At 69.6% G+C, this 24,626-nt stretch carries 24 protein-coding genes; 5 read left to right on the plus strand and 19 right to left on the minus strand.

Features of this window, described 5'->3' with window-relative positions; all coding sequences use genetic code 11:
• Positions 1-165: 165 nt before the first annotated feature.
• The 6 genes from ABIC28_RS25910 to ABIC28_RS25935 all read right to left on the minus strand — a co-directional run bounded on the left by ABIC28_RS25910 (position 166) and on the right by ABIC28_RS25935 (position 4,534).
• Positions 166-1,158 carry a sulfate/molybdate ABC transporter ATP-binding protein gene (locus ABIC28_RS25910; protein WP_027499945.1) on the minus strand — a complete coding sequence of 331 codons (993 nt, stop codon included), beginning with the start codon at positions 1,156-1,158 and terminating at the stop codon, positions 166-168.
• Positions 1,155-1,931 (minus strand): sulfate ABC transporter permease subunit CysW, encoded by a 777-nt coding sequence (gene cysW / locus ABIC28_RS25915; protein WP_245221511.1) that lies wholly within the window; start codon positions 1,929-1,931, stop codon positions 1,155-1,157. Before cysW ends, ABIC28_RS25910 begins: the two co-directional genes overlap by 4 nt.
• A gap of 26 nt (positions 1,932-1,957) precedes the next feature.
• On the minus strand, positions 1,958-2,878 hold the full coding sequence (gene cysT, locus ABIC28_RS25920; protein WP_373560248.1) for a sulfate ABC transporter permease subunit CysT: 921 nt from the start codon (positions 2,876-2,878) through the stop codon (positions 1,958-1,960).
• A gap of 1 nt (position 2,879) precedes the next feature.
• Positions 2,880-3,926, minus strand: coding sequence for a sulfate ABC transporter substrate-binding protein (locus tag ABIC28_RS25925; protein ID WP_354581601.1), 1,047 nt, complete (start codon positions 3,924-3,926; stop codon positions 2,880-2,882).
• Between the two features lie 168 nt (positions 3,927-4,094).
• A complete protein-coding gene (locus ABIC28_RS25930; RefSeq protein WP_354581603.1) occupies positions 4,095-4,199 on the minus strand; it encodes an Ms4533A family Cys-rich leader peptide in 105 nt (34 codons plus the stop codon).
• 128 nt (positions 4,200-4,327) lie between these two features.
• The gene (locus ABIC28_RS25935) at positions 4,328-4,534 is read right to left on the minus strand and encodes a hypothetical protein (protein WP_097211386.1); all 207 of its coding nucleotides are present in this window, start codon (positions 4,532-4,534) and stop codon (positions 4,328-4,330) included.
• 125 nt (positions 4,535-4,659) lie between these two features.
• On the opposite strand from ABIC28_RS25935, the gene ABIC28_RS25940 reads away from it, so the two are divergent.
• Entirely contained in the window at positions 4,660-6,606 is a 1,947-nt protein-coding gene (locus ABIC28_RS25940) for a glycoside hydrolase family 15 protein (RefSeq protein ID WP_097211530.1), read from the plus strand.
• A 31-nt stretch (positions 6,607-6,637) separates the two neighbouring features.
• Here ABIC28_RS25940 and ABIC28_RS25945 read toward each other — a convergent pair whose 3' ends face one another.
• Together ABIC28_RS25945 and lepA are read right to left on the minus strand one after the other, a co-directional pair.
• Positions 6,638-7,567, minus strand: coding sequence for an NAD(P)H-dependent flavin oxidoreductase (locus tag ABIC28_RS25945; RefSeq protein ID WP_097211387.1), 930 nt, complete (start codon positions 7,565-7,567; stop codon positions 6,638-6,640).
• 46 nt (positions 7,568-7,613) lie between these two features.
• The gene (gene lepA, locus ABIC28_RS25950; RefSeq protein ID WP_209926785.1) at positions 7,614-9,473 is read right to left on the minus strand and encodes a translation elongation factor 4; all 1,860 of its coding nucleotides are present in this window, start codon (positions 9,471-9,473) and stop codon (positions 7,614-7,616) included.
• Between the two features lie 314 nt (positions 9,474-9,787).
• Here lepA and ABIC28_RS25955 point away from each other — a divergent pair, with 314 nt between their 5' ends.
• Complete coding sequence (locus tag ABIC28_RS25955; RefSeq protein ID WP_354581606.1) at positions 9,788-10,837, plus strand: alpha/beta hydrolase; 1,050 nt, start codon at positions 9,788-9,790, stop codon at positions 10,835-10,837.
• Between the two features lie 119 nt (positions 10,838-10,956).
• Here the strand turns inward: ABIC28_RS25955 and ABIC28_RS25960 are convergent, their stop codons facing one another.
• A complete protein-coding gene (locus ABIC28_RS25960; protein WP_143548430.1) occupies positions 10,957-11,304 on the minus strand; it encodes a hypothetical protein in 348 nt (115 codons plus the stop codon).
• On the opposite strand from ABIC28_RS25960, the gene ABIC28_RS25965 reads away from it, so the two are divergent.
• Complete coding sequence (locus tag ABIC28_RS25965; protein ID WP_097211390.1) at positions 11,303-11,863, plus strand: type II toxin-antitoxin system PemK/MazF family toxin; 561 nt, start codon at positions 11,303-11,305, stop codon at positions 11,861-11,863. The two genes, ABIC28_RS25960 and ABIC28_RS25965, sit on opposite strands and share 2 nt — an antisense overlap.
• A gap of 24 nt (positions 11,864-11,887) precedes the next feature.
• Here the strand turns inward: ABIC28_RS25965 and ABIC28_RS25970 are convergent, their stop codons facing one another.
• From ABIC28_RS25970 to ABIC28_RS25990, 5 genes are all read right to left on the minus strand, one after another.
• Complete coding sequence (locus ABIC28_RS25970; RefSeq protein WP_097211391.1) at positions 11,888-12,295, minus strand: DUF3224 domain-containing protein; 408 nt, start codon at positions 12,293-12,295, stop codon at positions 11,888-11,890.
• A 122-nt stretch (positions 12,296-12,417) separates the two neighbouring features.
• A complete protein-coding gene (locus ABIC28_RS25975) occupies positions 12,418-13,194 on the minus strand; it encodes an aquaporin (RefSeq protein ID WP_209926786.1) in 777 nt (258 codons plus the stop codon).
• 54 nt (positions 13,195-13,248) lie between these two features.
• Entirely contained in the window at positions 13,249-14,091 is an 843-nt protein-coding gene (locus tag ABIC28_RS25980; RefSeq protein WP_354581610.1) for a transglutaminase family protein, read from the minus strand.
• Positions 14,088-15,059, minus strand: a complete 972-nt coding sequence (locus tag ABIC28_RS25985; protein WP_209926790.1) for an alpha-E domain-containing protein — start codon at positions 15,057-15,059, stop codon at positions 14,088-14,090. Before ABIC28_RS25985 ends, ABIC28_RS25980 begins: the two co-directional genes overlap by 4 nt.
• Entirely contained in the window at positions 15,046-16,692 is a 1,647-nt protein-coding gene (locus tag ABIC28_RS25990) for a circularly permuted type 2 ATP-grasp protein (RefSeq protein ID WP_209929004.1), read from the minus strand. The genes ABIC28_RS25985 and ABIC28_RS25990 overlap by 14 nt, the downstream gene beginning before the upstream one ends.
• A 204-nt stretch (positions 16,693-16,896) precedes the next feature.
• Here ABIC28_RS25990 and rpsT point away from each other — a divergent pair, with 204 nt between their 5' ends.
• Complete coding sequence (gene rpsT, locus ABIC28_RS25995; protein WP_027499933.1) at positions 16,897-17,157, plus strand: 30S ribosomal protein S20; 261 nt, start codon at positions 16,897-16,899, stop codon at positions 17,155-17,157.
• A gap of 59 nt (positions 17,158-17,216) precedes the next feature.
• Here rpsT and ABIC28_RS26000 read toward each other — a convergent pair whose 3' ends face one another.
• The 4 genes from ABIC28_RS26000 to ABIC28_RS26015 form a co-directional block, all read right to left on the minus strand.
• A complete protein-coding gene (locus ABIC28_RS26000; RefSeq protein WP_354581613.1) occupies positions 17,217-17,558 on the minus strand; it encodes a class I SAM-dependent methyltransferase in 342 nt (113 codons plus the stop codon).
• Positions 17,559-17,769: 211 nt separating this feature from the next.
• Entirely contained in the window at positions 17,770-18,744 is a 975-nt protein-coding gene (holA, locus tag ABIC28_RS26005) for a DNA polymerase III subunit delta (protein WP_257017420.1), read from the minus strand.
• Between the two features lie 65 nt (positions 18,745-18,809).
• Positions 18,810-21,167 carry a ComEC/Rec2 family competence protein gene (locus ABIC28_RS26010; protein ID WP_354581615.1) on the minus strand — a complete coding sequence of 786 codons (2,358 nt, stop codon included), beginning with the start codon at positions 21,165-21,167 and terminating at the stop codon, positions 18,810-18,812.
• Entirely contained in the window at positions 21,168-22,043 is an 876-nt protein-coding gene (locus ABIC28_RS26015; RefSeq protein ID WP_097211396.1) for a ComEA family DNA-binding protein, read from the minus strand.
• 182 nt (positions 22,044-22,225) lie between these two features.
• On the opposite strand from ABIC28_RS26015, the gene ABIC28_RS26020 reads away from it, so the two are divergent.
• The gene (locus ABIC28_RS26020) at positions 22,226-23,695 is read left to right on the plus strand and encodes a YncE family protein (protein ID WP_179800516.1); all 1,470 of its coding nucleotides are present in this window, start codon (positions 22,226-22,228) and stop codon (positions 23,693-23,695) included.
• A gap of 28 nt (positions 23,696-23,723) precedes the next feature.
• Here the strand turns inward: ABIC28_RS26020 and ABIC28_RS26025 are convergent, their stop codons facing one another.
• Entirely contained in the window at positions 23,724-24,626 is a 903-nt protein-coding gene (locus ABIC28_RS26025) for a DegV family protein (protein ID WP_097211398.1), read from the minus strand.

The raw sequence follows: 24,626 nt of genomic DNA on the forward strand, positions 1-24,626 counted from the left end.
GGTTCGACTCCTGTCGTTTCATCGTGCGGCGAGGTGCCGTACTCAATGACGACGAACGGAACCCGGTCGAATCGACACGTGCAGGAAAATAGTAGGCGGCTTCGCCGCCTGTGCGCGGTTGACGAGTGTCTGGACTCGTCAACCGCGCACGGGCCGCGGAGCGGCCTAGGCCGGGATGTTCGGGATCAGGGTGGCGCGGGCGTAGACGGTCTCGCCCTCCTTGAGCTGCAGCGCCTCGCTGTCGCCGCGGGTCACCTGGGCCGCGAACAGGTCGCCGGTGGCGGCGTTGCGCAGCTCCACCCGCACCTCGAAGCCGAGGTGCACCACCCGCTCGACCGTCGCCCGGGTGACACCCGCGGACTCCGCGGTGCCTGCCTTCTGCGCGACCGCCATGCTGGGGTCGCGCCCGACGCGGATGTCGTGCGGGCGGACCAGCTGGCCGTTCAGCTTGGCCACCGGGCCGAGGAACGACATCACGAAGTCGTTCGCGGGCGTGTCGTACAGGTCCCGAGGGGTGCCGACCTGCTCGATCCGCCCCTTGTTCAGCACCGCGATCCGGTCGGCGACGTCGAGCGCCTCCTCCTGGTCGTGGGTGACCAGCACGGTGGTCACGTGCACCTCGTCGTGCAGCCGCCGCAGCCAGGTCCGCAGGTCCTCGCGGACCTTGGCGTCGAGCGCACCGAACGGCTCGTCGAGCAGCAGCACCTGCGGGTCGACGGCGAGCGCGCGGGCCAGCGCCATGCGCTGCCGCTGGCCGCCGGAGAGCTGGGCCGGGTAGCGGTGCTGGAAACCGTCGAGACCGACGATCTCGAGCAGCTCGTTGACCTTCTTGTCGATCTCGGGCTTCGGACGCTTGCGGATCTTCAGCCCGAACGCGACGTTGTCGCGAACGGTCATGTGCTTGAACGCCGCGTAGTGCTGGAACACGAAGCCGATGTCGCGCTTCTGCGGCGGCACACCGGTGACGTCCTTGCCCCCGATCGTGATGGTCCCCGAGTCCGGGTTCTCCAGCCCGGCGATCGACCGCAGCAGGGTCGACTTGCCGGACCCGGACGGACCGAGCAGCGCGGTCAGGGAGCCGGCCGGGATGTCCAGCGACAGGTTGTCGAGGGCGGCGAAGTCGCCGAAGTTCTTGTTGGCGCCGATCACGGAAATCATGTGTTGCTCCTCTTGCGGTCGAGCAGCGTCATCAGCAGCAGGGTCACCAGCGCGATCCCCATCAGCAGCGTCGCCGCGCAGTAGGCCCCGAAGGTGTTGTGATCGTCGATGTAGCGCGAGTGCACGAGCAGGGTCAGGGTCTGGGAGACGCCGGGGAACCCCGAGGACACCATGATCACCGCGCCGAACTCGCCGAGCGAACGGGCAACGGTGAGCACCACGCCGTAGGTCAGGCCCCAGCGGATCGCGGGCAGGGTTATCCGCCAGAAGGTCTGCCACTTGGAGGCGCCGAGGGTCGCGGCGGCCTGCTCCTGCTCGTCGCCGATCTCGTGCAGCACCGGTTCGACCTCGCGGACCACGAACGGCAGCGTGACGAAGATGGTGGCCAGCACCATGCCTGGCAGGCCGAAGATCACCCGGAACCCTGCCTCGTCCAGGACGCCGAACCAGCCGTTGACGCCCCACAGCAGGATCAGCGAGACGCCGACGACGATCGGCGAGACCGCGAACGGCAGGTCAACGACCGCCTGCATCAGGCCGCGGCCCGGGAACCGTCCCCGGACCAGCGCCAGGGCCGTGACGATGCCGAAGATCACGTTGATCGGCACGACGATGGCCACGATCAGCAGCGAGAGGTTCAGCGCCGAGATCGCCGCCGGGGTGGAGATCGCCTCGATGAAGGCGCCGATGCCCCGCTCGAAGGTGCGCCACAGGATGACGCCGATCGGCACCAGCAGCAGGAAGAACAGGTAGCCGAGCGCGACGACCCGCATCCCGAGCTTCGATCCGGTCGAGAGGTTCACTGGGCCTGCTCCTCACGTCGCTGGCTGCGGCTCGAGAGCACCCGCAACACCAACAGGGTGACGAAGGCGATCGCCAGCAGCGCCACCGACACCGCGGCGGCGTTGACCGGCCGGTCGATCTCGATCTGCTGCTGGATGTACTGCGAGGTCACCTGCGTCTCGCGCGGGATGTTCCCGCCGATCAGCACGACCGAGCCGTACTCGCCGATCGCCCTGGCGAACGCCAGGCCCGCGCCGCTGATGATCGCGGGCGACAGGATCGGCAGCACCACCTTCCGGAAGATGGTCCAGTTGCTCGCGCCGAGGGACGCGGCGGCCTGCTCCACCTCCCGGTCGGTCTCGATCAGCACCGGCTGCACCGACCGGACCACGAACGGCAGCGTGACGAACGCCAGCGCGACGACGAGGCCGGGCTGGGTCGCGTTGAGCTGCACACCGATCGGGCTGTTCGGGCCGTACAGCGCCAGCAGCACGATGCTCGCCACGATGGTCGGCAACGCGAACGGGAGATCGATGAGCGCGTTGACGAATCGCTTACCGGGGAACTCGTCGCGGACCAGCACCCAGGCGATCAGGGTGCCCATCACCACATTGATGAGGGCGACGACCGCCGAGACCGTGACGGTCACGCGCAGCGAGGCCAGCGCGACCGGGCTGGTCACGGCCTCCCAGAACCCGCTGAGGCCGTCCTCGAACGAGGTCACCGTCAGCGCCGCGAGCGGGAGCAGCACGATGACGCTGAGCCAGAGCATCGCGACGCCGATGCCAAGCGGGCCAACGGTGCCGGTCACGGCGGTCCACTTGCGCTTCTTCGGGCGGGTGGGCCGAGCGGGGGGACCGGTCTCGGTCGACTGCTGTCCTACGGACTCGGACACCAGTCCCCCCGTCGTTGTTTCTGTAGTGCTGGTCACGGTCAGATTACTTGGTGGCGTTGTCGTAGATCGTGGCGATGGAGCCGGTTTCCTTCTTGAACAGGCTCTCGTCGACGGCCTTCCAGCCGCCGAGGTCCGCGATCGTCCACAGCTTCGTGGGCGCAGGGAAGTCGGCCGCGAACTCGGCGGCGACACCGGGATCGACCGGACGGAATCCGGCCTCGGCCCACAGCTTCTGGCCCTCGGTGGTGAAGAGGAAGTCCTTGAACGCGTTGGCCTTCTCGAGGTTCTGGCTGCTCTTGATCACGGCGACCGGGTTCTCGATCTTGAATGTGACCGGCGGGGTGACGTGCTCGACCGGGTCCCCGTTGCGCTCGGCGAACAGGGCCTCGTTCTCGTAGCTCAGCAACACGTCGCCGGTGCCCTGCAGGAAGGTCTCGGTGGCCTCGCGACCGGACTTCGGCTGAACCTTCACGTGATCGGTGACGAGCGTGTTCAGGTAGTCGAGTCCGGCCTGCGGGTTCTTGCCGCCGTCGCTCTTGGCGGCGTACGGCGCCAAGAGGTTCCACTTCGCCGAGCCCGAGCTGAACGGGTTGGGCGTGACCACCTCGAGGCCGGGCTGGAGCAGGTCGTCCCAGTCCTTGATGCCCTTCGGGTTGCCCTCGCGGACCACCACCGTCACGACCGAGCCGAACGGGATCCCGTTGTAGGCGTCCTTGTTCCAGTCCTCGCTCACCAGGCCCGCGTCGACGAGGCGGGTGATGTCGGGCTCGACGGAGAAGTTGACGAAGTCGGCCTGGGCGCCGTCCTTGACCTTGCGGGACTGGTCACCGGAGGCGCCGTAGGACTGCTGGAACTCGACGTTCTTGCCGGCCTCGGTCTCGTTGAAGGCGGGGATCAGCTTGTCGTAGCCGGGCTTGGGGACCGCGTAGGCGAACAGGCTGACGGTGCCCCCGCTGCCGTCGCTCGATCCACCCTCGGCGCCGACGGTGTCGCTCGAGCCGCCGCTGCACGCGGTCAGTGCGATCGAGCCGGCGGTGACGGCGGCGGCCAGCAGGAGGCCGGAACGGGTGATGCGAGAGCGCGCGCTCATGTGAATTGCCTTTCACAGGTGTGCCACGAGGGCAAGGAGGTGGTGTCCGGTCCTCAGACCGCAGCGCGGGACCACTACCGGCAACGGCGTGGTCTCACGGTGACACAGAATTGGGGTTGTCGCCCGCTACGTGGGGCGGTCCGGCCGCGGCTCAGGTGGCTCGTGCGGCTACGGGAATCGACAACAGTCGATATCGGCGACCGCAAGCATGCCGACAGCGATCAACGCCAGTTCATGGCGGACCTGGTGCACGGCGGTTGCAGACACGCGCACGAATGTAGCAGAGCTACCGGCCCCGATCGAACTGGAGCCGGCACCGTTCCACTACCTGGTCAGCAGCCAGCCGATCAGGACCAGGAGCATCAGCGCGATGAGGGCGAGGGTGACACGCGAACGGGGCATCAGCGGGCACCGTCCTCGGTGGCGGAGGCGGGGGCCGAGTCCCGGCCGAGCAGCACGAAGATCCTGGCGAGCAGCAGGTCGGCGCCGCTGGCGATCCCGATCGCGAGCGGCATCATCACCGCCATCACGAGGATCAGCTGCGGGATGAAGGGCAGCCCGATCACCCAGAGCTCGAGTCCGTCCCACCAGCTGGCAATCTGTGTCACCCGGTCAGCCTATCGCCCCCACTCCGGTGGACGCCCACGCCCGTCGGGCAGATGATGATGAGATGGCCCCACTCGATGATCAGATGGCCCCACTCGATGACACCGAGGCGCTCACAAACGGCGAGATGGTGCCCGCGAACCTGCCTGCGCGCATCGACCTGGAGCACCATCGCAGCACCTTCCCGCCCATCGACGACTACGCCTTTCTCTCCGACTGCGAGACCACCTGCCTGATCGCCCGCAACGGCTCGGTCGAGTGGATGTGTGTGCCCCGCCCGGATTCGCCGAGCGTCTTCGGTGCGGTCCTCGATCGGAGCGCGGGTCACTTCCGGATCGGCCCCTACGGACAGAACGTGCCCGCGGCCAGGCGCTACCTGCCGGGCGGCCTGATCGTCGAGACCACGTGGCAGACCGAGACCGGCTGGCTCATCGTGCGTGATGCCCTGGTGATGGGCCCGTGGCACAACACCCAGGAGCGCTCGAAGACCCATCGGCGCACCCCGACCGACTGGGACGCCGAGGGCATCCTGTTGCGCACGATCAAGTGTGTCAGCGGGACCATCGAGCTGGAGATGAGCTGCGAGCCCGCCTTCGACTATCACCGCGCCGCCGCGAAGTGGGAGTACACGGGCAAGGTCTACGAGGAGGCCACCGCCACCTGCGACGGCAGCATCCTCGGCGCGCACCCCACCCTGCGGCTGACCACGAACTTCAAACTCGGACTCGAGGGCCGCGAGGCGCGGATCCGGACCCGGATGCGGGAGGGCGACAACGGCTTCGTCGCCCTGTCCTGGGCGGACGTGCCCGCGCCCGGCACCTTCGAGGAGGCCGCGGACAAGATGTGGCAGACCGCGGAGTGCTGGCGCCAGTGGATCACCATCGGCCGCTTCCCCGACCACCCGTGGCGCGGCTACCTGCAGCGCAGCGCGCTCGCCCTCAAGGGCCTGACCTACAGCCCGACCGGTGCGCTGCTCGCCGCCTGCACCACCTCCCTGCCGGAAACCCCTGGCGGCGAGCGCAACTGGGACTACCGCTACGCGTGGGTGCGCGACTCCACCTTCGCGCTGTGGGGCCTGTACACCCTCGGCCTCGACCGGGAGGCCAACGACTTCTTCTCGTTCATCTACGACGTGTCCCGGTCCGAGGACGGTCACCCGAACCCGCTGCAGGTGATGTACGGGATCGGCGGCGAGAAGACCCTCGAGGAGGAGGAGCTCGGCCACCTGTCCGGATACGACGGGGCCCGCCCGGTGCGCATCGGCAACGGCGCATACAACCAGAACCAGCACGACATCTGGGGCACCATGCTCGACTCGGTGTACCTGCACGTGCGCTCGCGCGACCGGGTCCCCGAATCGCTGTGGCCGCTGCTCAAACGGCAGGTCGAGGAGGCGATCGAGCATTGGCGTCAGCCCGACCGCGGGATCTGGGAGGTGCGCGGCGAACCGCAGCACTTCACCTCCTCGAAGGTGATGTGCTGGGTGGCCCTCGACCGCGGCAGCAAGCTGGCGATCCTGCACGGCGAGAAGGCGTATGCCGAGCAGTGGGCGCGGATCGCCGACGAGATCAAGGACGACATCCTCGAACACGGGGTGGACGACCGGGGCGTCTTCACACAGCGCTACGGCGACGATTCGCTCGACGCCTCGCTGCTGCTGGTGCCGTTGCTGCGCTTCCTGCCCTCGCACGACCACCGGGTGCGCGCCACCGTGCTTGCCATCGCCGACGAGTTGACCGACGACGGTCTGGTGCTGCGGTACCGGGTGGAGACCACCGACGACGGCCTGTCCGGCGAGGAGGGCACGTTCACCATCTGCTCGTTCTGGCTGGTGTCGGCGCTGGTCGAGATCGGCGAACTGTCACGCGCCAAGCGCCTGTGCGAGCGGCTGCTCGGGTTCGCCAGCCCTCTCAAGCTGTATGCCGAGGAGATCGATCCGCGGACCGGCAGGCACCTGGGGAACTTCCCCCAGGCCTTCACCCACCTGGCGCTGATCAACGCGGTGGTGCACGTGATCAGGGCCGAGGAGGCCGGCGACACCGGTACCTTCCAGCCCGCGCACGGCCCGACCTGAGAACGCCGCGGGTCGGCCCGCCAGGGCTTCGTCAGGCAAACCGGCGTAGCAGCCGCTCCGCATCGTCCGCGATCCACCGAACGACCTCGCCCGCCGGACGGGCCGAGTGCACCAGGCCGACGGCCTCACCGGCGTACACGACGCCGAGGTCGGGGTCGTTCGGGTCGTAGGCCTCCGCGAGGGTCTCCTCGGACCCGTCGGCGCCGTGCCAGGCCTCGGTGAACTCGTTCGCGATCGCCCGGCCGCCCCAGCGGCTCGGCCACGGCTGACTACGGGCCTGATCGAAGACGGAGGTGTACACGGTGTCGGCGCTGCCTGCCTCGACCACCCGCTCGCGGGCATAGCCGGGTCCGATGGTCTCCGGGCTGGCCAGCAGGGCGGTGCCGATCAGCGCGCCCTCCGCGCCCGCGGCGATGACCGCCGCCAGCCCGCGCCCCGTTCCGATGCCACCGGCCGCGACCACCGGCAGGTCCGTCGCGTCGAGCAGTTCCTGCAGCAGCGGCAGGGTGCCGATCTGGCCGGTGTGCCCGCCCGCCTCGCCGCCCTGGGCGATCACCAGGTCCACCCCGGCAGCCTCGGCGACCCGCAGGTCCTCGAGCGTGTTCACCTGGGACACGACAGGGATACCCGCGGCGTGCACCCGCGGCACGTAGGCGGCCGGGTCGCCGAAGGACAGCGACACCAGCACCGGCTCCTCAGCCAGCGCCGCGTCGAGCAGGGTGTCGTCGTCGTCGAGTGCCCACGTCATCAGCCCGACGCCGAACCGCCCGCCGATGCGGCGGGCCACCGCCGCCTCCTCGGCCACCCACTGCGGGGTCGCGTACCGCGCCGCGCCGAGCAGCCCGAGGCCCCCCGCCTTGGACACCTCGCCGGTCAGTTCGCCGCCTGCCCTGCCGCCCATCGGCGCGCCGAGGATCGGCACCTCGATCCGCAGTTCCCTGGTCAGCCAGGTCTCGAGCATGCCGATTCCTCTCCTGTCGCGGCTACGCCGCCTGTGCGCGCGGCGCCTACTTCTTCGGCTTGTCCGCCACCGACTCGTTGGACAGCGCCGCCACGAAGGCCTCCTGCGGGACCTCGACACGACCGATGGTCTTCATCCGCTTCTTGCCCTCCTTCTGCTTCTCGAGCAGCTTGCGCTTACGGCTGATGTCGCCGCCGTAGCACTTGGCGAGCACGTCCTTGCGGATCGCGCGAATGTTCTCGCGCGCAATGATCTTCGCGCCGATCGCGGCCTGGATCGGCACCTCGAACTGCTGGCGCGGGATCAGCTCGCGCAGCTTGGTGGTCATCTTGTTGCCGTAGGCGAACGCGGCGTCCTTGTGCACGATCGCGCTGAACGCGTCGACCGCCTCGCCCTGCAGCAGGATGTCCACCTTCACCAGGGCGGCCTGCTGCTCGCCGGACTCCTCGTAGTCGAGGCTGGCGTAGCCCTTGGTGCGCGACTTCAGCGAGTCGAAGAAGTCGAACATGATCTCGCCCATCGGCAGCGTGTAGCGCAGCTCGACCCGGGTCTCGGAGAGGTAGTCCATGCCGCCGAGCTCGCCGCGACGGCTCTGGCACAGCTCCATGATCGGGCCGGTGTACTCGCTCGGCGCGATGACGGTGCACTTGGCCATCGGCTCGTACACCTCGCGCACCCGGCCCTCCGGCCAGTACGACGGGTTGGTGACCTCGTGCTCGGAGCCGTCCTCCATCACCACGCGGTAGACCACGTTGGGCGCCGTCGAGATGAGGTCGAGGCCGAACTCGCGCTCGAGCCGGTCCCGGGTGATCTCCATGTGCAGCAGCCCGAGGAACCCGCAGCGGAAACCGAACCCAAGGGCCACAGAGGTTTCCGGCTCGTACGCCAGCGCCGCGTCGTTGAGCCGCAGCTTGTCGAGCGCGTCGCGCAGCACCGGGTAGTCGGAGCCGTCCATCGGGTACAGGCCGGAGTACACCATCGGCTTGGGATCGCGATAGCCGACGAGCGGCTCGGTGGCGCCGTTGCGCGCGGCGGTGACGGTGTCGCCGACACGGGACTGGCGGACGTCCTTGACGCCGGTGATCAGGTAGCCCACCTCGCCGACACCGAGGCCGATGCTCGGCTTGGGCTCGGGCGAGATGATGCCGACCTCGAGCAGCTCGTGGGTGGTGCCGGTGGACATCATGGTGATCTTCTCGCGCGGGGTGATCCGCCCGTCCACCACGCGGACGTAGGTGACCACGCCGCGGTACGCGTCGTACACGGAGTCGAAGATCATCGCGCGCGCAGGGCCGTCCGCGTTCCCGACCGGAGCCGGGACCTTCTTGACGACCTCGTCGAGCAGTTCCTTGACGCCGACACCGGTCTTGCCCGAGACCCGCAGCACGTCGCCCGGCTCACACCCGGTGATGTGCGCGATCTCCTCGGCGTAGCGGTCGGGATCGGCCGCGGGCAGGTCGATCTTGTTGAGCACCGGGATGATGGTGAGGTCCTTCTCCATCGCCAGGTACAGGTTCGCCAGCGTCTGCGCCTCGATGCCCTGCGCGGCGTCCACCAGCAGCACGGCGCCCTCGCAGGCCTCCAGCGCGCGGGACACCTCGTAGGTGAAGTCGACGTGACCGGGCGTGTCGATCAGGTGCAGGACGATCTCTTCCTTGGTGCCGTCCTCGTTCTCGACGACCCAGGGCAGCCGCACGTTCTGCGCCTTGATGGTGATGCCGCGCTCGCGCTCGATGTCCATCCGGTCCAGGTACTGGGCGCGCATCTGCCGCGGATCGACCACTCCGGTGAGCTGCAGCATCCGGTCCGCGAGAGTCGACTTGCCGTGGTCGATGTGCGCGATGATGCAGAAGTTCCGGATCCGCGTGGGATCCGTGAAGGTGGTCTCCGCAAAGTTGCTGGTCAAGCCCTTTTCCTCATCTCACTCACTCACTGAAGCTGCACCGGCCGGTGTGTCCGTCCCGCACTGGTCCCGCACCAGAACCATATCCATTGCGTCCCGCGCGCGATCGTCGTCGCCGGACCACAGGTGTGCGTAGACGTCTAGTGTGACAGCTGCCGATGCCCGGCCGAGATAGTGAGCCACCATCTTCGCCGATGCACCTGCCAAGAGCATTCCTTCGGGCCTGCGAATGCGAGATGATCGTGGTCAGAGTTCCTCGCCGTTGAGTGGTGCACTCAGCTATCCGATGCGTGCGGTCTGAGGGAGTGTGGTGGCGCATGATCCATGAACAGGTCAGGTGCGCAGCGGTCACGAGTCCCCGATGGTGGGCGCAGCTTGTCGTGCTGATCGTCGCCACCTCGTGGCTGGCCGGGGGGTCGCCCGCCGCGGCGAGCCCCGATCGCTCGGCGCTCCAGAGCGGGACAGGCTCGTATCTCGATCACATCGACAGGACCGGCGGCCGGCAGTGGAACGTGTACGTCCACTCCGCGGCGATGGACAGGACGATCCAGTTGGAGGTGATCCGCCCGGCCGACACCTCCTCACCGCGACCGACGCTGTACCTGCTCAACGGCGCAGGCGGGGGTGAGGACGCGGCAACCTGGCAGGCGCAGTCCGACGCGGTCGCCTTCTTCGCGGACAAGAACGTCAACGTGGTCACTCCGGTCGGGGGGAAGTTCAGCTACTACACCGACTGGCAGCGGCCAGACCCGGCGCTCGGGGTGAACAAGTGGACCACCTTCCTCACCAGGGAACTCCCGCCGATCGTCGATGCGACGCTGGGCGCGAACGGGCGCAACGCAATTGCCGGGCTGTCCACGTCGGGCAGCGCGGTGTTGACGCTCGCGGAGATGGCGCCGTCCCTGTATCGGGGCGCTGCCGCATTCAGCGGCTGTGCGCACACGAGCGCTCCTCCGGGCCGCGCGTATGTGGAGCTGGTAGTTGGGGCCGGGGGTGGCGCCACGACGAACATGTGGGGTCCCTACACGGACCCCGATTGGGTGGCCAACGACGCGTATCTGCAGGCCGAGAGGCTGCGCGGGATCGCGTTGTACATCTCCAACCGGACCGGGTTACCGGGTCCACACGACACCCTCGACAATCCCCGGATCGGCGGCAACCCCATCGCATTGGGCGCCCAGGTTGCGGTGGGTGGCGTCATCGAAGCGGCCACCGATCAGTGCACCCGCCAGCTGGCCGACCGGCTCGCAGCGCTCGGGATCCCCGCCACCGTCGAACTCGGCGCACCGGGCAGTCACTCGTGGGGCTACTGGCAGGACGACCTGCATGCGTCCTGGCAGCTGTTGTCGGCCGCTCTCGGCGCATGACAACGCGCACAAGCATATTCAGCGCCCCTGCCGCGCAGTTGTGAAGCCGCGCAGTTGTGAAGTTGGATCCTCGGTTGGCATATCACCCCATGACGATGAGGTCGCCGACGATGTGTCGGTCAGTCTTCGAGTTCGTCGATGTCGTATTTGATGGCTGCGTCGCTGATCAGCAAGCCGAGCCCGAGCGCCGCGCTGCCGAGGGCGAGTCCGATGGTGAGGGCTAAGCCCACACCCAGACCCAGCGCGAGGGCGGTGCTGCCCAGACCCAAAAAGAGGCCGAGCATGATCTCTCCCAATCCTTGGATTGTTCCCGACATCGCCGGGAAATCCTGACGAGTCCATTCTCGTCCGGCAGCACCCGCTACAGAAGGACCCAGAGGTATCGAAATCGGATGGTGCAGCCCGTTGCGTGGATCCGATGCGGCCGATCGATGCCGATCCGCGCCGCGCAGATAGGTTGGACGCATGGCACGAAGCTGGACGCAGATCGGCAAGCAACTCGGGAGCATCGCGCTGCGCGAGGGCCCCCGCCTGTTCAAGGAGCTGCAACGCTCGGGAGTGTTGCCCGGCAAGGCCCGTGTCGAGCAGGCCCCGACGCCGAAGCCGCCCCTCAAGCCCGGACGACCGGTGTCCTCCACCGCGGTGCCGACCGCGCACCGCGCCCGCCGGGTCGAGTACTCCCCCGACCTCGACGGCCGGGCCGACCCGGGCGAGGTCGTGTGGACCTGGGTGACCTACGAGGAGGACGCACACCAGGGCAAGGACCGGCCGGTCCTGGTCGTCGGGCGCGACGGCGAGACCCTGCTCGGCCTGATGCTGTCCTCGAACGCCGATCGGGACGGCGACCGGAACTGGATGGGAGTCGGCGCCGGCTCCTGGGACAGCGCCGGCCGCCCGAGCTGGGTGCGCCTCGACCGGGTGCTCGACGTCCCCGAGGCCGGCATCCGCCGCGAGGGCGCCATCCTCGATCAGCGCCGGTTCGAGCAGGTCGCGACCCGCCTGCGGGCCGACTTCAGCTGGAGCTGAGGCACTTCCGGCCCGCCACCCTGATCAGTTGCCGGCGAACTCCACGTCGAGCCGCAGCCGGTGGGTGCCGTCCGCGTCGACGAGAAGCTCGCCGGTCCCGGTGATCCCCGCCAGGTCGCCGGTCCCGCTGGTGGGGACCACGACGAGCTGGTGGTGGCTGCGGTCGGCGCCGTCCGTGGTGGCCATGTGCGCGAAGTTGAAGGTGCCGCGGCGGTCGCCGATCGACCCCTCGAACGATTCCATCGCGAGGTAGGTGCCCACGCCGGTCTCCTGGGAGAACGCGGAGGTGAACTGGGTCCGCGAGGTGCCTTCGATGTCGCCGGTGAAGGTCTTGGTCATGTACGTGTACCCGACGTCGAGTCCGGTCTGGATCGGGGAGGTGTACTCGGTCGGTTCGAACGAGGTCACGGAGAAGGTGCTGTCTGCCTGCATGACATGCAGCGTAGGACGGTCCACCGACACCGCGCTTGAACAAACGCGACGCCGCGACACGGACGAAGGACCCCCGACGCTATCCGCGTCGGGGGTCCTTCGGATCGTGGGTTCGGGTCCCGCTAGATGTTGATCCGGTCGTATCGACCGAACACCCCGCGGTAGGCCAGCGCGCCGAGCGCGCCGCCGATCAGCGGGAACACGATGAACGCCCACAGCTGGCCGAGCGCGCCATCCTGGTAGGGCGCCACCGCGATGCTGCGGGCCGGGTTCACCGAGGTGTTGTCGATCGGGATCGACACCAGGTGGATCACCGCGAGGGTGAAGCCGATCGAGATGCCCGCCAGCGGCACGTCCGAGATCTGGTCGGTCGAGGCCATGACCACGAACACCAGCAGCGCGGTGAGGAGCACCTCGATCACGATCATCGCGGCGAGGCCGTACCCGTTCTCCAGCACCCCGATGCCCAGCGGACCCTTGATCGCCGACGGGCTGTGCGCACCCCACCCGTTCGCACCGAGCCCCGACGCGGCGCGGTTGTAGGAGGGCAGCGACTTGGCCACCGAGTAGAGGACGACGCCGGCGAGCACGCCGCCGAGAACCTGGGCGGCCACGTACAGGCCCGCCTTGGCCACGGATATGCGGCCGAGCAGGAAGTGCCCGAAGGTGACGGCCGGGTTCACGTGGCAGCCCGAGATGGGTCCGATCGAATACACGAGGAAGAGCAGGGTGAGGCCGAACGCCAGGGCGACGCCGAGGTTGCCGACCTTGTCGCCCGCGATCACCGCGGTGCCCACCGATGTGAACACCAAGACGAACGTGCCGATGCCCTCGGCGACGTACTTCTTGACGTCCGAGATCGGTTCCTTCTCAGATATTTCCTGTGCAGTCGGAGACATGTTCCACCTTCAGTGAAATAGGGTCATATGCAAGGACAAGATCATTTCGGGACGCTACGCGAGGCGGGTGATCTCCACAACAACATCGAGGTCTGTCGAGCCGCCGCCGGAGTAGATCCCCTTGAGCGGTGGGACATCGGCGTAATCCCTGCCCACGGCCACCGATACGTGCTGCTCGTTGACCTCGACGGCATTGGTCGGGTCATGCCCCCACCACTCCCCCGTCCAGGCCTCCACCCAGGCGTGGCTCTCGCCCTCCACGGTGTCCCCCAGTGCGGCGGAACGTTTCGGATGCAGGTAGCCGGACACGTAGCGACTGGGGATGCCCATGCTCCGCAGCAACAGCAGCGTCAGGTGCGCGTAGTCCTGGCACACCCCGGCCCGCTCGTCCCAGGCCTGCAACGCCGACGTGTGCACCCCCGTCGTGCCCGGCACGTAGGACATCTCCTCGTGCACCCAATTGGACGCCGCCACAACCGCTTCTGCGGGCCCGCACCCCTTGCGCAGGTCCCTGGCGACGGCAGCGAGCTTGCGACTTCCCGGCACATAGGCTGTGTCGCTGAGCAATTCACCGAACCTGTCGCGCAGATACGAACCCTCGAGCTGCGCCCACGTCACGGTCTCCGTGGGTGCGGCGAAGGGATCGGTCTCCACCACCGACGATCCCGAGACCTCCAGCGTGGTGTGCGGGGCGTGCAGGTCGAACGCGGTGACCGCGGTACCCCAGTAGTCGGTGTACCGGTACCACCTGGTCGCCGGGGCCGTCTCGACACGGTTGAGGATCACGTTCTGCCGATGATCGCTCCTCGGGGTGAGCCGGGCCTCGTTGTAGGAGGAGGTCACCGGCGCGTTGTACGCGAATCCGGTGGTGTGCACCACCCGCAGCCGCCAGCTCATAGCTCCCCCTCCAGCGTCGAGTCGCCGCTCCTGGCCCCCGCGTCGGTCCACGCCACCCACGGCGCGGAGTGGAAGTACTGCAACGCGATGGCCTCCCCCAGCTCGCGGCACGTCTCCTGCAGCGACACCAGCCTGGCCTGCAGGTCCTCCATCAGCACCCCCGGCGGCAGGAACTCCAGCTCGCTCCTGGCCCTGCCGAGCAACCTCTGGGCCTCGGCGCGCGAGCCGACCCGGCTGTGCGGCCGGTGGTCGAGTTCGTCGAGGCACTGCTCGGCCTGCCGGAGGGCGTGGAACACGGACCGCGGGAAGAGCCGGTCCAGGAGGATGAACTCGACCACTCGACGCGCATCGAGGGCGCCGCGGTAGGTCCGCAGGTAGGTGTCCTGGGCTCCCGCCGACCGCAGCACCGTCACCCAGGCGGGCGAGCTGGTACGGTCCCCCGCCCGCGAGAGCAGCAGCCGCACGATCATGTCCACCCGTTCGACGGACCGGCCGAGGAGCAGGAACCGGTAGCCGTCGTCGCGACTGAGGGTGGAATCCGCCAGCCCGGCGAACATCGCGGCGCGGCCCTCGACGTACCTGAAGAACTCGTGCGGGCCGAGACGCCGAGCGGCCTCCTCGCGCGCGGCGAGGCCGTTGTAGGTGGTGTTCAGGCACTCCCACATCTCGCTCGACGTCACCTCCCGTGCGCCCCTTGCATTCTCGCGGGCATGCGCAAGGGAGTCGACGATCGATCCACCCTGGTCGCGGCTGAACGCGACCAGGTCGGTGACCGACCACACGTCGAGCGCGCCCTCCGGCGGCGAGATCCCCAGCACCCGCAGCAGCAGCCGCGAGGACCGGTCGGCGTCGACCGTGGAGTCCTCGAACAACTGGTGCACGGCGACATCGAGGATGCGGGCGGTGTCGTCGGCGCGCTCGACATAGCGCCCGATCCAGTACAGCGACTCGGCATTACGCGCCAGCATCGTCCCCCACCCCACCCTGCTGCTGTTGTTGCTGCTGTTGCTGTCCTGTGGACAGCTCCGGCCCCTGCTCGGTCTGCCCGGCCCGCGACGGTTCACCCACCAGCTCGGCGCCCGCCAGCTCGCGCTCCGCGTCCGAGGTCCGGCTCGCGAGCACCCAGGTGTCCTTGCTGCCGCCGCCCTGGCTGGAATTGACCACCAGCGACCCCTCCGGCAACGCGACCCTGGTCAGACCCCCGGGCAGGACCCAGACGTCCTCGCCGTCGTTCACCGCGAACGGCCGCAGGTCCACGTGGCGCGGCGCCAGCACGTCGCCGACCTTCGTCGGGACGGTCGAGAGCTGGACCACCGGCTGCGCGATCCAACCGCGCGGGTCGTCGCGGATCTTGCGCTTGATCGCCCGGAGCTCCTTCGGCGAGGCATCCGGGCCGAAGACGATCCCGTACCCGCCCGAGCCCTCGACCGGCTTGATCACCAGCTCGTCGACCCGATCGAGGACCTGCGCGCACTCGTCCTCGAGCCAGCACCGGTAGGTGTCCACGTTGGCCAGCAGCGGCTTCTCCCCGAGGTAGTACTCGATGATCGCGGGAACATAGGTGTAGACGAGCTTGTCGTCGCCGACACCGTTGCCGACGGCGCTGGAGATGACGACGTTCCCGGCGCGCGCGGCGTTCAGGAGCCCGGCGACGCCGAGCACCGAATCCGGCCGGAACTGCATCGGGTCCAGGTACTCGTCGTCGAGCCGGCGGTAGATCACGTCCACCTGACGCTCGCCCTCGGTGCTGCGCATGTAGACGACGTTGTCGCGGCAGAACAGGTCGCGCCCCTCCACCAGCTCCACGCCCATCTGCCGGGCCAGCAGGGAATGCTCGAAGTACGCCGAGTTCGCGACGCCAGGGGTGAGCACAACCACGGTCGGATCGGCCTCGTTCAACGCCGCCGCGTTGCGCAGGGCCCGCAGCAGGTGCGTCGCATAGTCGCCGACCGCCCGCACCCGGTGAGAGGAGAACAGGTCGGGGAAGACCCGCGCCATGGTCCGCCTGTTCTCCATCACATAGGACACCCCCGACGGCGAGCGGAGGTTGTCCTCGAGCACCCGGAAGGTCCCGTTCGCGTCGCGCACGAGGTCGATACCCGCCACGTGGATGCGCACCCCGTTCGGCGGCACGATCCCGAATGCCTCGCGGTGAAAGTGCTCACACGAGGTGATCAGCGACTTCGGGACCACCTCATCGCGCAGGATCGCCTGTTCGCCGTAGACATCGGCGAGGAACATCTCGAGCGCCTGCACCCGCTGCTTGATCCCCCGCTCCAGCCGGGACCACTCGGCCGCCGCGATCACCCGCGGCACCAGGTCCAGCGGGAACGGGCGCTCCTGGCCCGACAGCGAGAAGGTGATGCCCTGATCGATGAAGGCCCGGCCGAGCGCGTCGGCGCGGGCGGCGAGGTGAGCGGCGTCCGAGGGTGTCAGCGCTGCATGGATCCCACGGTAGGGCGCGCGGATCTTGCCGTCCCGGTCGAACATCTCGTCGTAGGCGAGCGCGTATCGTCCGATGTCGGCGTACCCGTCGAAGATGCGAGGCGGCCGCGATCCGCCCCGCTGCACAGGACCCGCCTCGGCCGCCACCTGCGGCATCGTCGATGATCGGAGATTCATCGGCCAATGGTGCTACAGCTAGCGGCGACCGGCAGCGCGAGCCGACAACGTCATAGTTCGCACCCCGCGATGCGCGTCGGTTTGGGTTCCAGGACCGGTCCCTGGTAATCTCGACCGTCGGCGCCCAAGTGCGCCCAAAGCTTCTTAGACAAGAAACCGAGCGAAAACGACAGGATTCTACGCGTGGCCAACATCAAGTCCCAGGTGAAGCGGATCGCTACCAACGAGCGCCAGCGACTGCGCAACCAGTCGGTGAAGTCCTCGCTGCGTACCGCGATCCGTTCCTTCCGTGAGGCTGCGTCCTCGGGCGACAAGGCGAAGGCCGACGAGCTCCTCCTGGTCGCGAGCCGCAAGCTCGACAAGGCAGCCAGCAAGGGCGTCATCCACGCCAACCAGGCTGCCAACAAGAAGTCGGCCCTCGCGCTGGCCGCCAACAAGCTCTGACGTAAACCGTCTCGCAGAACCGCCCGGTCCATGACCGGGCGGTTTTTCGCGTTCCCGAATCAGGGCTTGGGGTGCTCACGGCCGTAGCCGGTCATCACTGCGATCCGGCCGCCGGGCGAGAGCACCCGGATCATCTCGTCGACGACGGTCATCGGCTCGGGGACGAGGTAGAGCGCGGCGTAGCAGCAGACGGCGTCGAACGTCCCGTCGTCGAACGGCAACCGCCTGGCATCTCCTCGCACGTACGCGATGTGCGGCCCGCGGCCGCTGCGCACCGCCTGGTCCAACATGGGACGCGAGATGTCGAAACCGACCGCGATGCCATCCCCGTCGAGCCGCTCCCCGAAGTAGCGGGTGAAGGTGCCCGGACCGCACGCCACATTCGAGGACCCGCTTCTCACCGCCCAGGGCGAGATCGGCAACCGCCTTCGCCCGCTCGCCGCCCGCCGACAGTCTGTTGGCGCCCATCGCAGCGGTCCAGACCGGACGCCAGACCCGCTCGTACACGGCGGCGACCAGTCGGTTGTTCATCGCGTGCTGAGCCGGCGTGGGTCGCGGCGAGCCCGCATCCGGGAGCAGATCGAGGTAGCCCGCCGTCGTCGGGCGCGGGGTTCACCTGTACAGCTCGGCGACGCGCCGCACCGCGAACTCCACGGCATAGTCCGGGTCCGCGGCCGCGCCCTTGACGTCGGCATTGAGCTGGGCGACGACGCCGAGGGCCTCACCGATGGACTCGGAGCCCCAGCCGCGCGCCTGCCCCTGCGCCTTCTTGATCTTCCAGGGCGGCATGCCCAGCTCCGACGCCATCCGGAACGGGTCGCCGCGGCCGGCGGAGCCCACCCGGGCGACGGTGTGCACGGCATCGGCGAGGGCGTCGGCGAGCAGCACGTGCGGGACGCCCCGCAGCATCGCCCACCGCAGCGCCTCCATCGCGCCGGTTCGGTCGCCCGACACCGCCAGCTCGGCGACATCGAAGCCCGAGACCTCGGCCTTGCCCGTGTAGTACTTCTGCACGGCGGCCGCGTCGATGAGTCCGCCGGTATCGGCGGCGAGCTGCGAGCAGGCCGCGGCCAGCTCGCGCAGATCAGACCCGACCGCGTCGATCACCGCCTGGATCACCTCCGGCGAGACCCGGACGCCCGCCGTGCGGAACTCGCCGCGCACGAAGTCGGCGCGCTCGCCCTGCTTGCTGAGCCTGGCGCATTCATGGACGACGGCGCCGGACTTCTGCAACGCCCCCACCATCGCCTTGGCGCGGCCGCCACCGGAATGCAGGATGACCAGGACGAATCCCTCGGGAGGCGCAGCCGCGGCGTCGAGGACCAGCGCGACCGCATCCTTTCCCGCCTCGGCGGCGGCCTCGAGCACGATCACCCGATCCTCGGCGAACAACGAGGGGCTGAGCAGCTCGGCGAATTCGGCGACGCTCACGTCACCCGCCCGGAGCCTCGTCACGGGCAGCTCCTCGGCGTTCGCCGAGCTGGCCCTGACCTCGGCGACGATGCCGGCGACCGCGCGATCGATCAGGAGTTCCTCGTCGCCGAGGACCAGGTGGAGCGGCGCGGGGGCTGGGGATGCGGGACTCACCCGAAGATCGTCCCACGATGCGCCGACACCGCGCGGAGGGAGCCGTACCGACGCACGCCGGGTCATCAGGGTCGTCCGACGGAGATCGCCCCGCCGCCGGATCTGCCCACCGCGACGTCGCCGCCCCGGTCGGTCCGGGCGACCGTGGCGCCCATCTCCTGCAGGGCACGCAGGATGCCGGGGTTGGGGTGGCCGAAGGTGTTGCCCTGCCCGACCGAGACCACGACCAGGCTGGCCCCGACCGCCCGCATGAACTCCTCGGTGGTGGTGCGCGAGCCGTGGTGCGGCAGCTTGAGAATGTCCGCGGCCACCGGCACCCGATCCCGCAGCAGGTCCCGCTGCCCCTCCGCCTCGACGTCCCCGGTGAGCAGGATCCGTCCCGCGATGGTGTCCACCGACAGCACCAGAGATTGTTCGTTCGCCATCTCCGCTCCCACGGCCGGGCTGCGGGGCACCGGCAGCGTCGGCCCGAGGACCCGGAACGTCAGTGCCCCCAGCCGCAGCTGCTCCCCCGCCCTCGCCTCCCTGATCGCCACGCCGGAAGCGGCGGCCTGCGCGCTCACCTGGCGAAAACCCCTCTCCGGCTGGTGCATCGGGCCGAGCACCACGGCACCGACCCGGCGCCCCCGCAACACCCCGGGCAGGCCGTCGATGTGGTCGGCGTGCAGATGCGTCAGCACCACCGCCGCGACCGTCCGCACGCCCAGCCTTTCGAGGCAGCCGTCCACGAGTCGCGGTTCCGGACCGGCGTCGATCACCACCGCGGCGCCGTCCCCCGCGGCCAGCACCACCGCGTCGCCCTGCCCGACGTCGCAGGCCACCAACACCCAGTCCCGCAACGGCCAGCCCGGCCACAGGACGCGGACCGGCACCCACACCAGCGCCAGCCCCAGCACCGCGGCCGCGAGCACCCGCCGCAGCCACCGAGATCGGATCGCGAGCAGCAGACCCGCCGCGATCCCCGCCATCACCGCGGCGCCGGCGAGCCCGGCGGGAACCTCGACCGTGGCGCCGGGCGCACCCGCGGCCCACTCGGCGACCCGCAGCAACCACCACAGCGGCGGCCCGGTCGCCCGCACGATCAGGCCGCCGAGCGGGAGCCACACCGCCGCACCCGCGGCCCCGATCGCGCCGATCACGGTGACCGGCGCGATCACCGGGGCCACCGCGACGTTGGCGGCGACCGCCACCGTGCTGAGCGTCCCGGACATCGCCGCGACGATCGGCACCGTCGCGACGTACGCGGCGGTGGCCACCGCCACCGCCTCGGCCAGCGCCCGCGGCCAGCCCCGCGCCCGCAGCCACCGCGTCCACCCGGGCGCCAGCAGCACCAGCGCCGCGGTCGCCGCGACGGACAGGGCGAACCCGAAATCCACGGCCAAGGCGGGAAACAACGCCAACAGCACGATCACGGCCGCCCCGAGCGCGGGCATCGCCTGCTTACGCCTGCCGGTCATCAGGGCGAGCAGCCCGATCGAGCCCATCACCGCGGCCCGGAGCACGCTCGGCGACGGCCGGGCCAGGATCACGAAGGCCGCCAACGCCACCGCCGCCAGCACCGCCGACGTGCGCGGCCCCAGAGCCAACGCCCGCATGAGCAGCAGGACTGCGCCGATCAGGATCGAGATGTTCGCCCCGGAGACCGCGGTCAGGTGGGACAGCCCGGCGGCGGTGAAGTCGTCCCGCACCGCGCCAGGCAGCCCGGAGGTGTCCCCCACCACCAGCCCCGGCAACAGCCCGGCCGCCTCGGACGGCAACGCCGATCGCGCGGCCGCGGCGAAGCGGTCCCGGACCGCGCCCGCCACCCGCTGCGTCCGCGGCGCCGGTTCGACCCGAAGCGGCTCCCCCGTCACGCGGATCGTCGCCACCGTGAGGTCGCGGTGGATCGGGCGGCTCACCTTGCCCCGCAGGCTCACCCGCTGCCCCGGCAGCAGCTCCCGCCAGCCGTCGGCGGGCGCGAAGATCACCACGGAACCGCCGACGGCGTATCCGCCCGCCCCCGGACCCCGCGCGTCGATCGATCGAAGCGACGCCCGGACCATCACCGTGTCGCCTGCCGGGGAGCGAACGCGCCGCGGGTCGTCCACCGGCACGACGGTGAGGCTCACGTGCCCTCCCCGCGAGGCGACCGCGGTCAGCGGGTGCTCGGCAACCGCCCGCTCGCGGGCCGCGACGGCGACCGCGAAGCCGGCTCCGATCAGCAGCGCCGCGATCAGCACGCCCGCCAAGGCTCGGCGGGTGCCCGCGACCGCGACGACCACGGCGGTCGCCGCCGCGGCCAGCGCTCCGACCGCCGTCCACAGCGCGGCCCGCCATCCCAGCTCGATCCCGACCAGCGTTGCGCCCCAGCACATTCCCGCCGACGGCAGCAGCCGGAGGTCGAGCACTCGCCCGTCGGGGACCGGGGCACCTGACATCGTCATCTACACGGTCACCAGCGCGCGCAGCTTCTCCAGCCGGGCAGGCCCGATCCCGTCCACCTCGCCGAGCTGTTCGATGTCGGTGAACCGCCCGTTGGCCTGCCGCCACGCGGCGATGGCCGCCGCCGTGACCGGGCCCACCCCCGGCAGTCCGTCCAGCTCCGCCTCGGACGCCGTGTTGAGGTTCACCCGGCCTGGCGCCGCCGGATCGGGCGGACGGGCCGGGCCCGCAGCGGCCGGGCCCGCCCCGATGGTGGCGCTGCCCACCGCGACGGGCGCCCCGTCGCGGGGCGCCAGCCCCACCAGGATCTGGTCCCCGTCGTTGAGCCGCTGTGCCAGGTTCAGCCCCAGCAGGTCGGCGCCGTCCCTGGCCCCGCCCGCCGCCGCCAGCGCGTCCGCGATCCGGGCCCCCGCAGGCAGGTGCACCAGGCCCGCGGTCCGTACCAGTCCGACGACGCTGATCACCAGCTCGGCGGGCGGTGACGCGGCCACCGGATCCGCGGGCGCCGGTGCGGGCGTTGGTGCGTCCCCTGGCTGACCAGGGGAGTCGGTGGACACGACGGTCACCGGTTGGACCGCCTGCGCCACGGGCCGGTCCCGCCAGGCGAACACCACCCCGATCACCGCCGCGACGAGCGCGACCGCCGCCAACGCCACCACTCCGCGGCGGCCGGGCGCCAGCCGCGAGCGCGCCGGGGCCGCCTGGTCGGTCAGCCACTCGGGAGCGCGCAGACCCGGATCGCCGTCACCGGGGTCCGGCCCGGATTCCGCCTGATCAACGCGGTCCCACGACGGGGCGGGCTTGTCGACCCGGCCCCCGGCAGCGATCGCCTCGAGTCGTTGCCTGATCCGGTCCCGGGTCTCGTCGGTGCTGCGCATGACAGCGACGCTAGGACCGCGATCCGCCCGGATCGGGCGAGCAGACCCCGAGTTCGAGCCTGCTGTGGATCAGTTCTCGGGCTGGGGATGAAACCAACCGCAGGGCTAAACTTCTCAATCAACGTGACAGTGCCAGGAGGTACCGAAGCCCAGGGGGCCGACCGACCGAGTGGAGGACTGACGTGAGCACGCATCGTGGCATCGTCTGGCGTGCAGGAATCGCGGTGGTCGCCGGCGCCGCGTTGGCGCTGTTGTCGGCTTGCGACGGCGACGGCGGCGTGCAGGGCGCTCAGTCCAGCAGCCCCACCCCGGGAACACCGACGGCGCGGTTGGAACAGGCGCCTGCGCTGCCAGGGGCGCAGCCCATCTCGCCGAGTGACCGGGTCTACACCGGGGACCAGACCTCGAACACGGTGACGGTGATCAACCCCGCGGCCGACGAGGTCCTGGGGACGATAGCGCTCGGGGCACAGCGGCTCGGCGACATCCTGGGTCCGCAATACCTGCGCAATGTCGACGTGCACGGTCTCGGATTCTCCCGGGACGGCCAATTCCTCGACGCGGTCAGCGTCACGTCCAACACCGTCACCGTGATCCGCACGGCCGACAACAGCATCGTGTCGCAGACCACCGTTGGCCGTTCCTCCCATGAGGGATTCTTCAGCCCGGACGGCCACACCGTCTGGGTCGCGGACCGGGCACTGTCCCAGCTCGACATCGTGGATGCGTTACAGGGCGGGGTCATCGGACAGATCAGCACGGAGTCGGGCCCGTCGAAGGTGTTGTTCAGCCCCGACGGGAGTCGTGCCTACGTCAACCACTCACGCGCGGCGACGATCGACGTCATCGACGTCGCCTCGCGTGAAGTCGTGCAGCAAATCGCAGGGCTCACCGACCCCTTCTCCTCCGACATGGCCCTCTCACCCGACGGCAAGGAGCTGTGGGCCGCGCACAAGAAGGCCGGCAAGGTCAGCGTCATCGACCTGACCACCGGCGCTGTCAGCGCGGTCCTCGATTCCGGGCCGAACACCAACCACCCGGCATTCGTGACCACACCTGAAGCGGAGCTCGTCTACCTCACCGTGGGTGGTACCGACGAAACCAAGATCTACCAGCGTCACCCTGATGGGCCACCCACCCAGGTCGGGTCCATTCCGTCCTCCGGTGTCGAACCGCACGGCATCTGGCCCAGCCCCGACAACACCCGTGTCTACGTCGTCAACGAGGGCTCTGACAGCGTCGACGTCATCGACACCGCCACCCGCGCGATCGTCACGACCCTGCGGACGGGACAGGAAGGTCAGGCGGTGGTGTACGTCGCCGGCGCGGTGCCCGATGGGCCGGGGACGGCCAACCTGACCCGGCAAGGCCTGAACCTTCCGGTCCAGAGCGTCACCTCGGCTCTGGTGGGTCCGGGCTCGAGCGCTCTCATCGTGCGGGCCGTCGACGGTGTGGACATGGTGCAGTTCTCTGGACGCGGGATGACCGCCGACACCCGCTACACCGTGTACGCCACACATGCAGGTCTGCAGAACCCACTGATGTCGTTCACCACCGACCAGAACGGAGACAAGCCGCAGGCGCTGGCCTTCGTCCAGTTCTTCGGCGTCTACGACATCAACTCGGTCATCGTCAGACCCAGTGACGGCTGAACGGGACCATGAGGGGCAACGCTGTGAGTCAGTTCTCGGGCTGGGGATGAGTGCTCTCGCCCTGGCCGGCGGGCTCCGCCGTCATGTTCTCGGCGTCCGCTCCGCCGGGGCAGACCAGCACACCGATGGCACCGGGGCCGATGTGCGTGCCGATCACCGCGCCGATCTCCGAGACCACCATCTCGCTGATCGACGGGATCCGCGCCCGAAGCGCCTCCGCGACCTCCTCGGCCCGCTCCGGCGCCTGCAGGTGGTGCACGGCCACCGCGGCGGGGCCGTGCCCCGCATAGTCGGCCGCGCTCTCGATGATCTTGGCGAGCGCCTTGGTCGCGGTGCGCGTCTTCTCCTTGAGTACCAGCTTGCCGTCCACCATGTGCAGCACCGGCTTCATGGCCAGCGCGGTGCCGAGCAACGCCGCGGCGGTGCCGATCCGGCCGCCCCTGCGCAGGTGATCGAGCCGGTCGACCATGATCAGCAGCCGGCCACGGTTCGCGACGTCCACGGCGCGTTCATAGACCGCCCGCAGGTCGCCCCCCGCCTTCGCCACCCGGGCTGCAGCCAACGCCGGGTAGCCCAATCCCATTGCCGTGGACTGCGAATCGACGATGCGCACGCTGCCGCCGAATCCCTCCGCGGCCTGCCGTCCGGCTTCCCAGGTGCCGGAGAGCTGGCGCGAGATGTGCACGGCGAGCACGCCGTCGCCCGCGCTCTCGTCCAGTGCCCGCGAATACGCCTCGGTCAGCTCGCCCGGCGAGGCCCCGGACGTGGTGATCGTGGCGCCCTGCGGGAGCGGATGAGGCATCTCGTCGACGCCCTCCCGCACATCGCTGCCGCCGACGAGGACATGCAGGGGCACGACGCGAATCCCGTACCGCTGCGCCACTTCGGGAGCGATACAGGCCGAGGAATCGGTGACGACGACGACGGGCAC

Origin of the sequence: Rhodococcus sp. PvR044 (assembly GCF_040548995.1) — a bacterium.
Lineage (GTDB): Bacteria > Actinomycetota > Actinomycetes > Mycobacteriales > Mycobacteriaceae > Rhodococcus_G > Rhodococcus_G oryzae.

What these genes read in the sequence shown, in the direction of transcription:
- ABIC28_RS25910 (WP_027499945.1), bottom strand. Translation starts at nt 1,158, where the DNA reads ATGATTTCCGTGATCGGCGCCAACAAGAACTTCGGCGACTTCGCCGCC.
- cysW (WP_245221511.1), bottom strand. Translation starts at nt 1,931, where the DNA reads ATGCGGGTCGTCGCGCTCGGCTACCTGTTCTTCCTGCTGCTGGTGCCG.
- ABIC28_RS25925 (WP_354581601.1), bottom strand. Translation starts at nt 3,926, where the DNA reads ATGAGCGCGCGCTCTCGCATCACCCGTTCCGGCCTCCTGCTGGCCGCC.
- ABIC28_RS25940 (WP_097211530.1), top strand. Translation starts at nt 4,660, where the DNA reads ATGGTGCCCGCGAACCTGCCTGCGCGCATCGACCTGGAGCACCATCGC.
- ABIC28_RS25945 (WP_097211387.1), bottom strand. Translation starts at nt 7,567, where the DNA reads ATGCTCGAGACCTGGCTGACCAGGGAACTGCGGATCGAGGTGCCGATC.
- ABIC28_RS25955 (WP_354581606.1), top strand. Translation starts at nt 9,788, where the DNA reads ATGATCCATGAACAGGTCAGGTGCGCAGCGGTCACGAGTCCCCGATGG.
- ABIC28_RS25965 (WP_097211390.1), top strand. Translation starts at nt 11,303, where the DNA reads ATGGCACGAAGCTGGACGCAGATCGGCAAGCAACTCGGGAGCATCGCG.
- ABIC28_RS25960 (WP_143548430.1), bottom strand. Translation starts at nt 11,304, where the DNA reads ATGCGTCCAACCTATCTGCGCGGCGCGGATCGGCATCGATCGGCCGCA.
- ABIC28_RS25970 (WP_097211391.1), bottom strand. Translation starts at nt 12,295, where the DNA reads ATGCAGGCAGACAGCACCTTCTCCGTGACCTCGTTCGAACCGACCGAG.
- ABIC28_RS25975 (WP_209926786.1), bottom strand. Translation starts at nt 13,194, where the DNA reads ATGTCTCCGACTGCACAGGAAATATCTGAGAAGGAACCGATCTCGGAC.
- ABIC28_RS25980 (WP_354581610.1), bottom strand. Translation starts at nt 14,091, where the DNA reads ATGAGCTGGCGGCTGCGGGTGGTGCACACCACCGGATTCGCGTACAAC.
- ABIC28_RS25985 (WP_209926790.1), bottom strand. Translation starts at nt 15,059, where the DNA reads ATGCTGGCGCGTAATGCCGAGTCGCTGTACTGGATCGGGCGCTATGTC.
- ABIC28_RS25990 (WP_209929004.1), bottom strand. Translation starts at nt 16,692, where the DNA reads ATGCCGCAGGTGGCGGCCGAGGCGGGTCCTGTGCAGCGGGGCGGATCG.
- ABIC28_RS26010 (WP_354581615.1), bottom strand. Translation starts at nt 21,167, where the DNA reads ATGACGATGTCAGGTGCCCCGGTCCCCGACGGGCGAGTGCTCGACCTC.
- ABIC28_RS26015 (WP_097211396.1), bottom strand. Translation starts at nt 22,043, where the DNA reads ATGCGCAGCACCGACGAGACCCGGGACCGGATCAGGCAACGACTCGAG.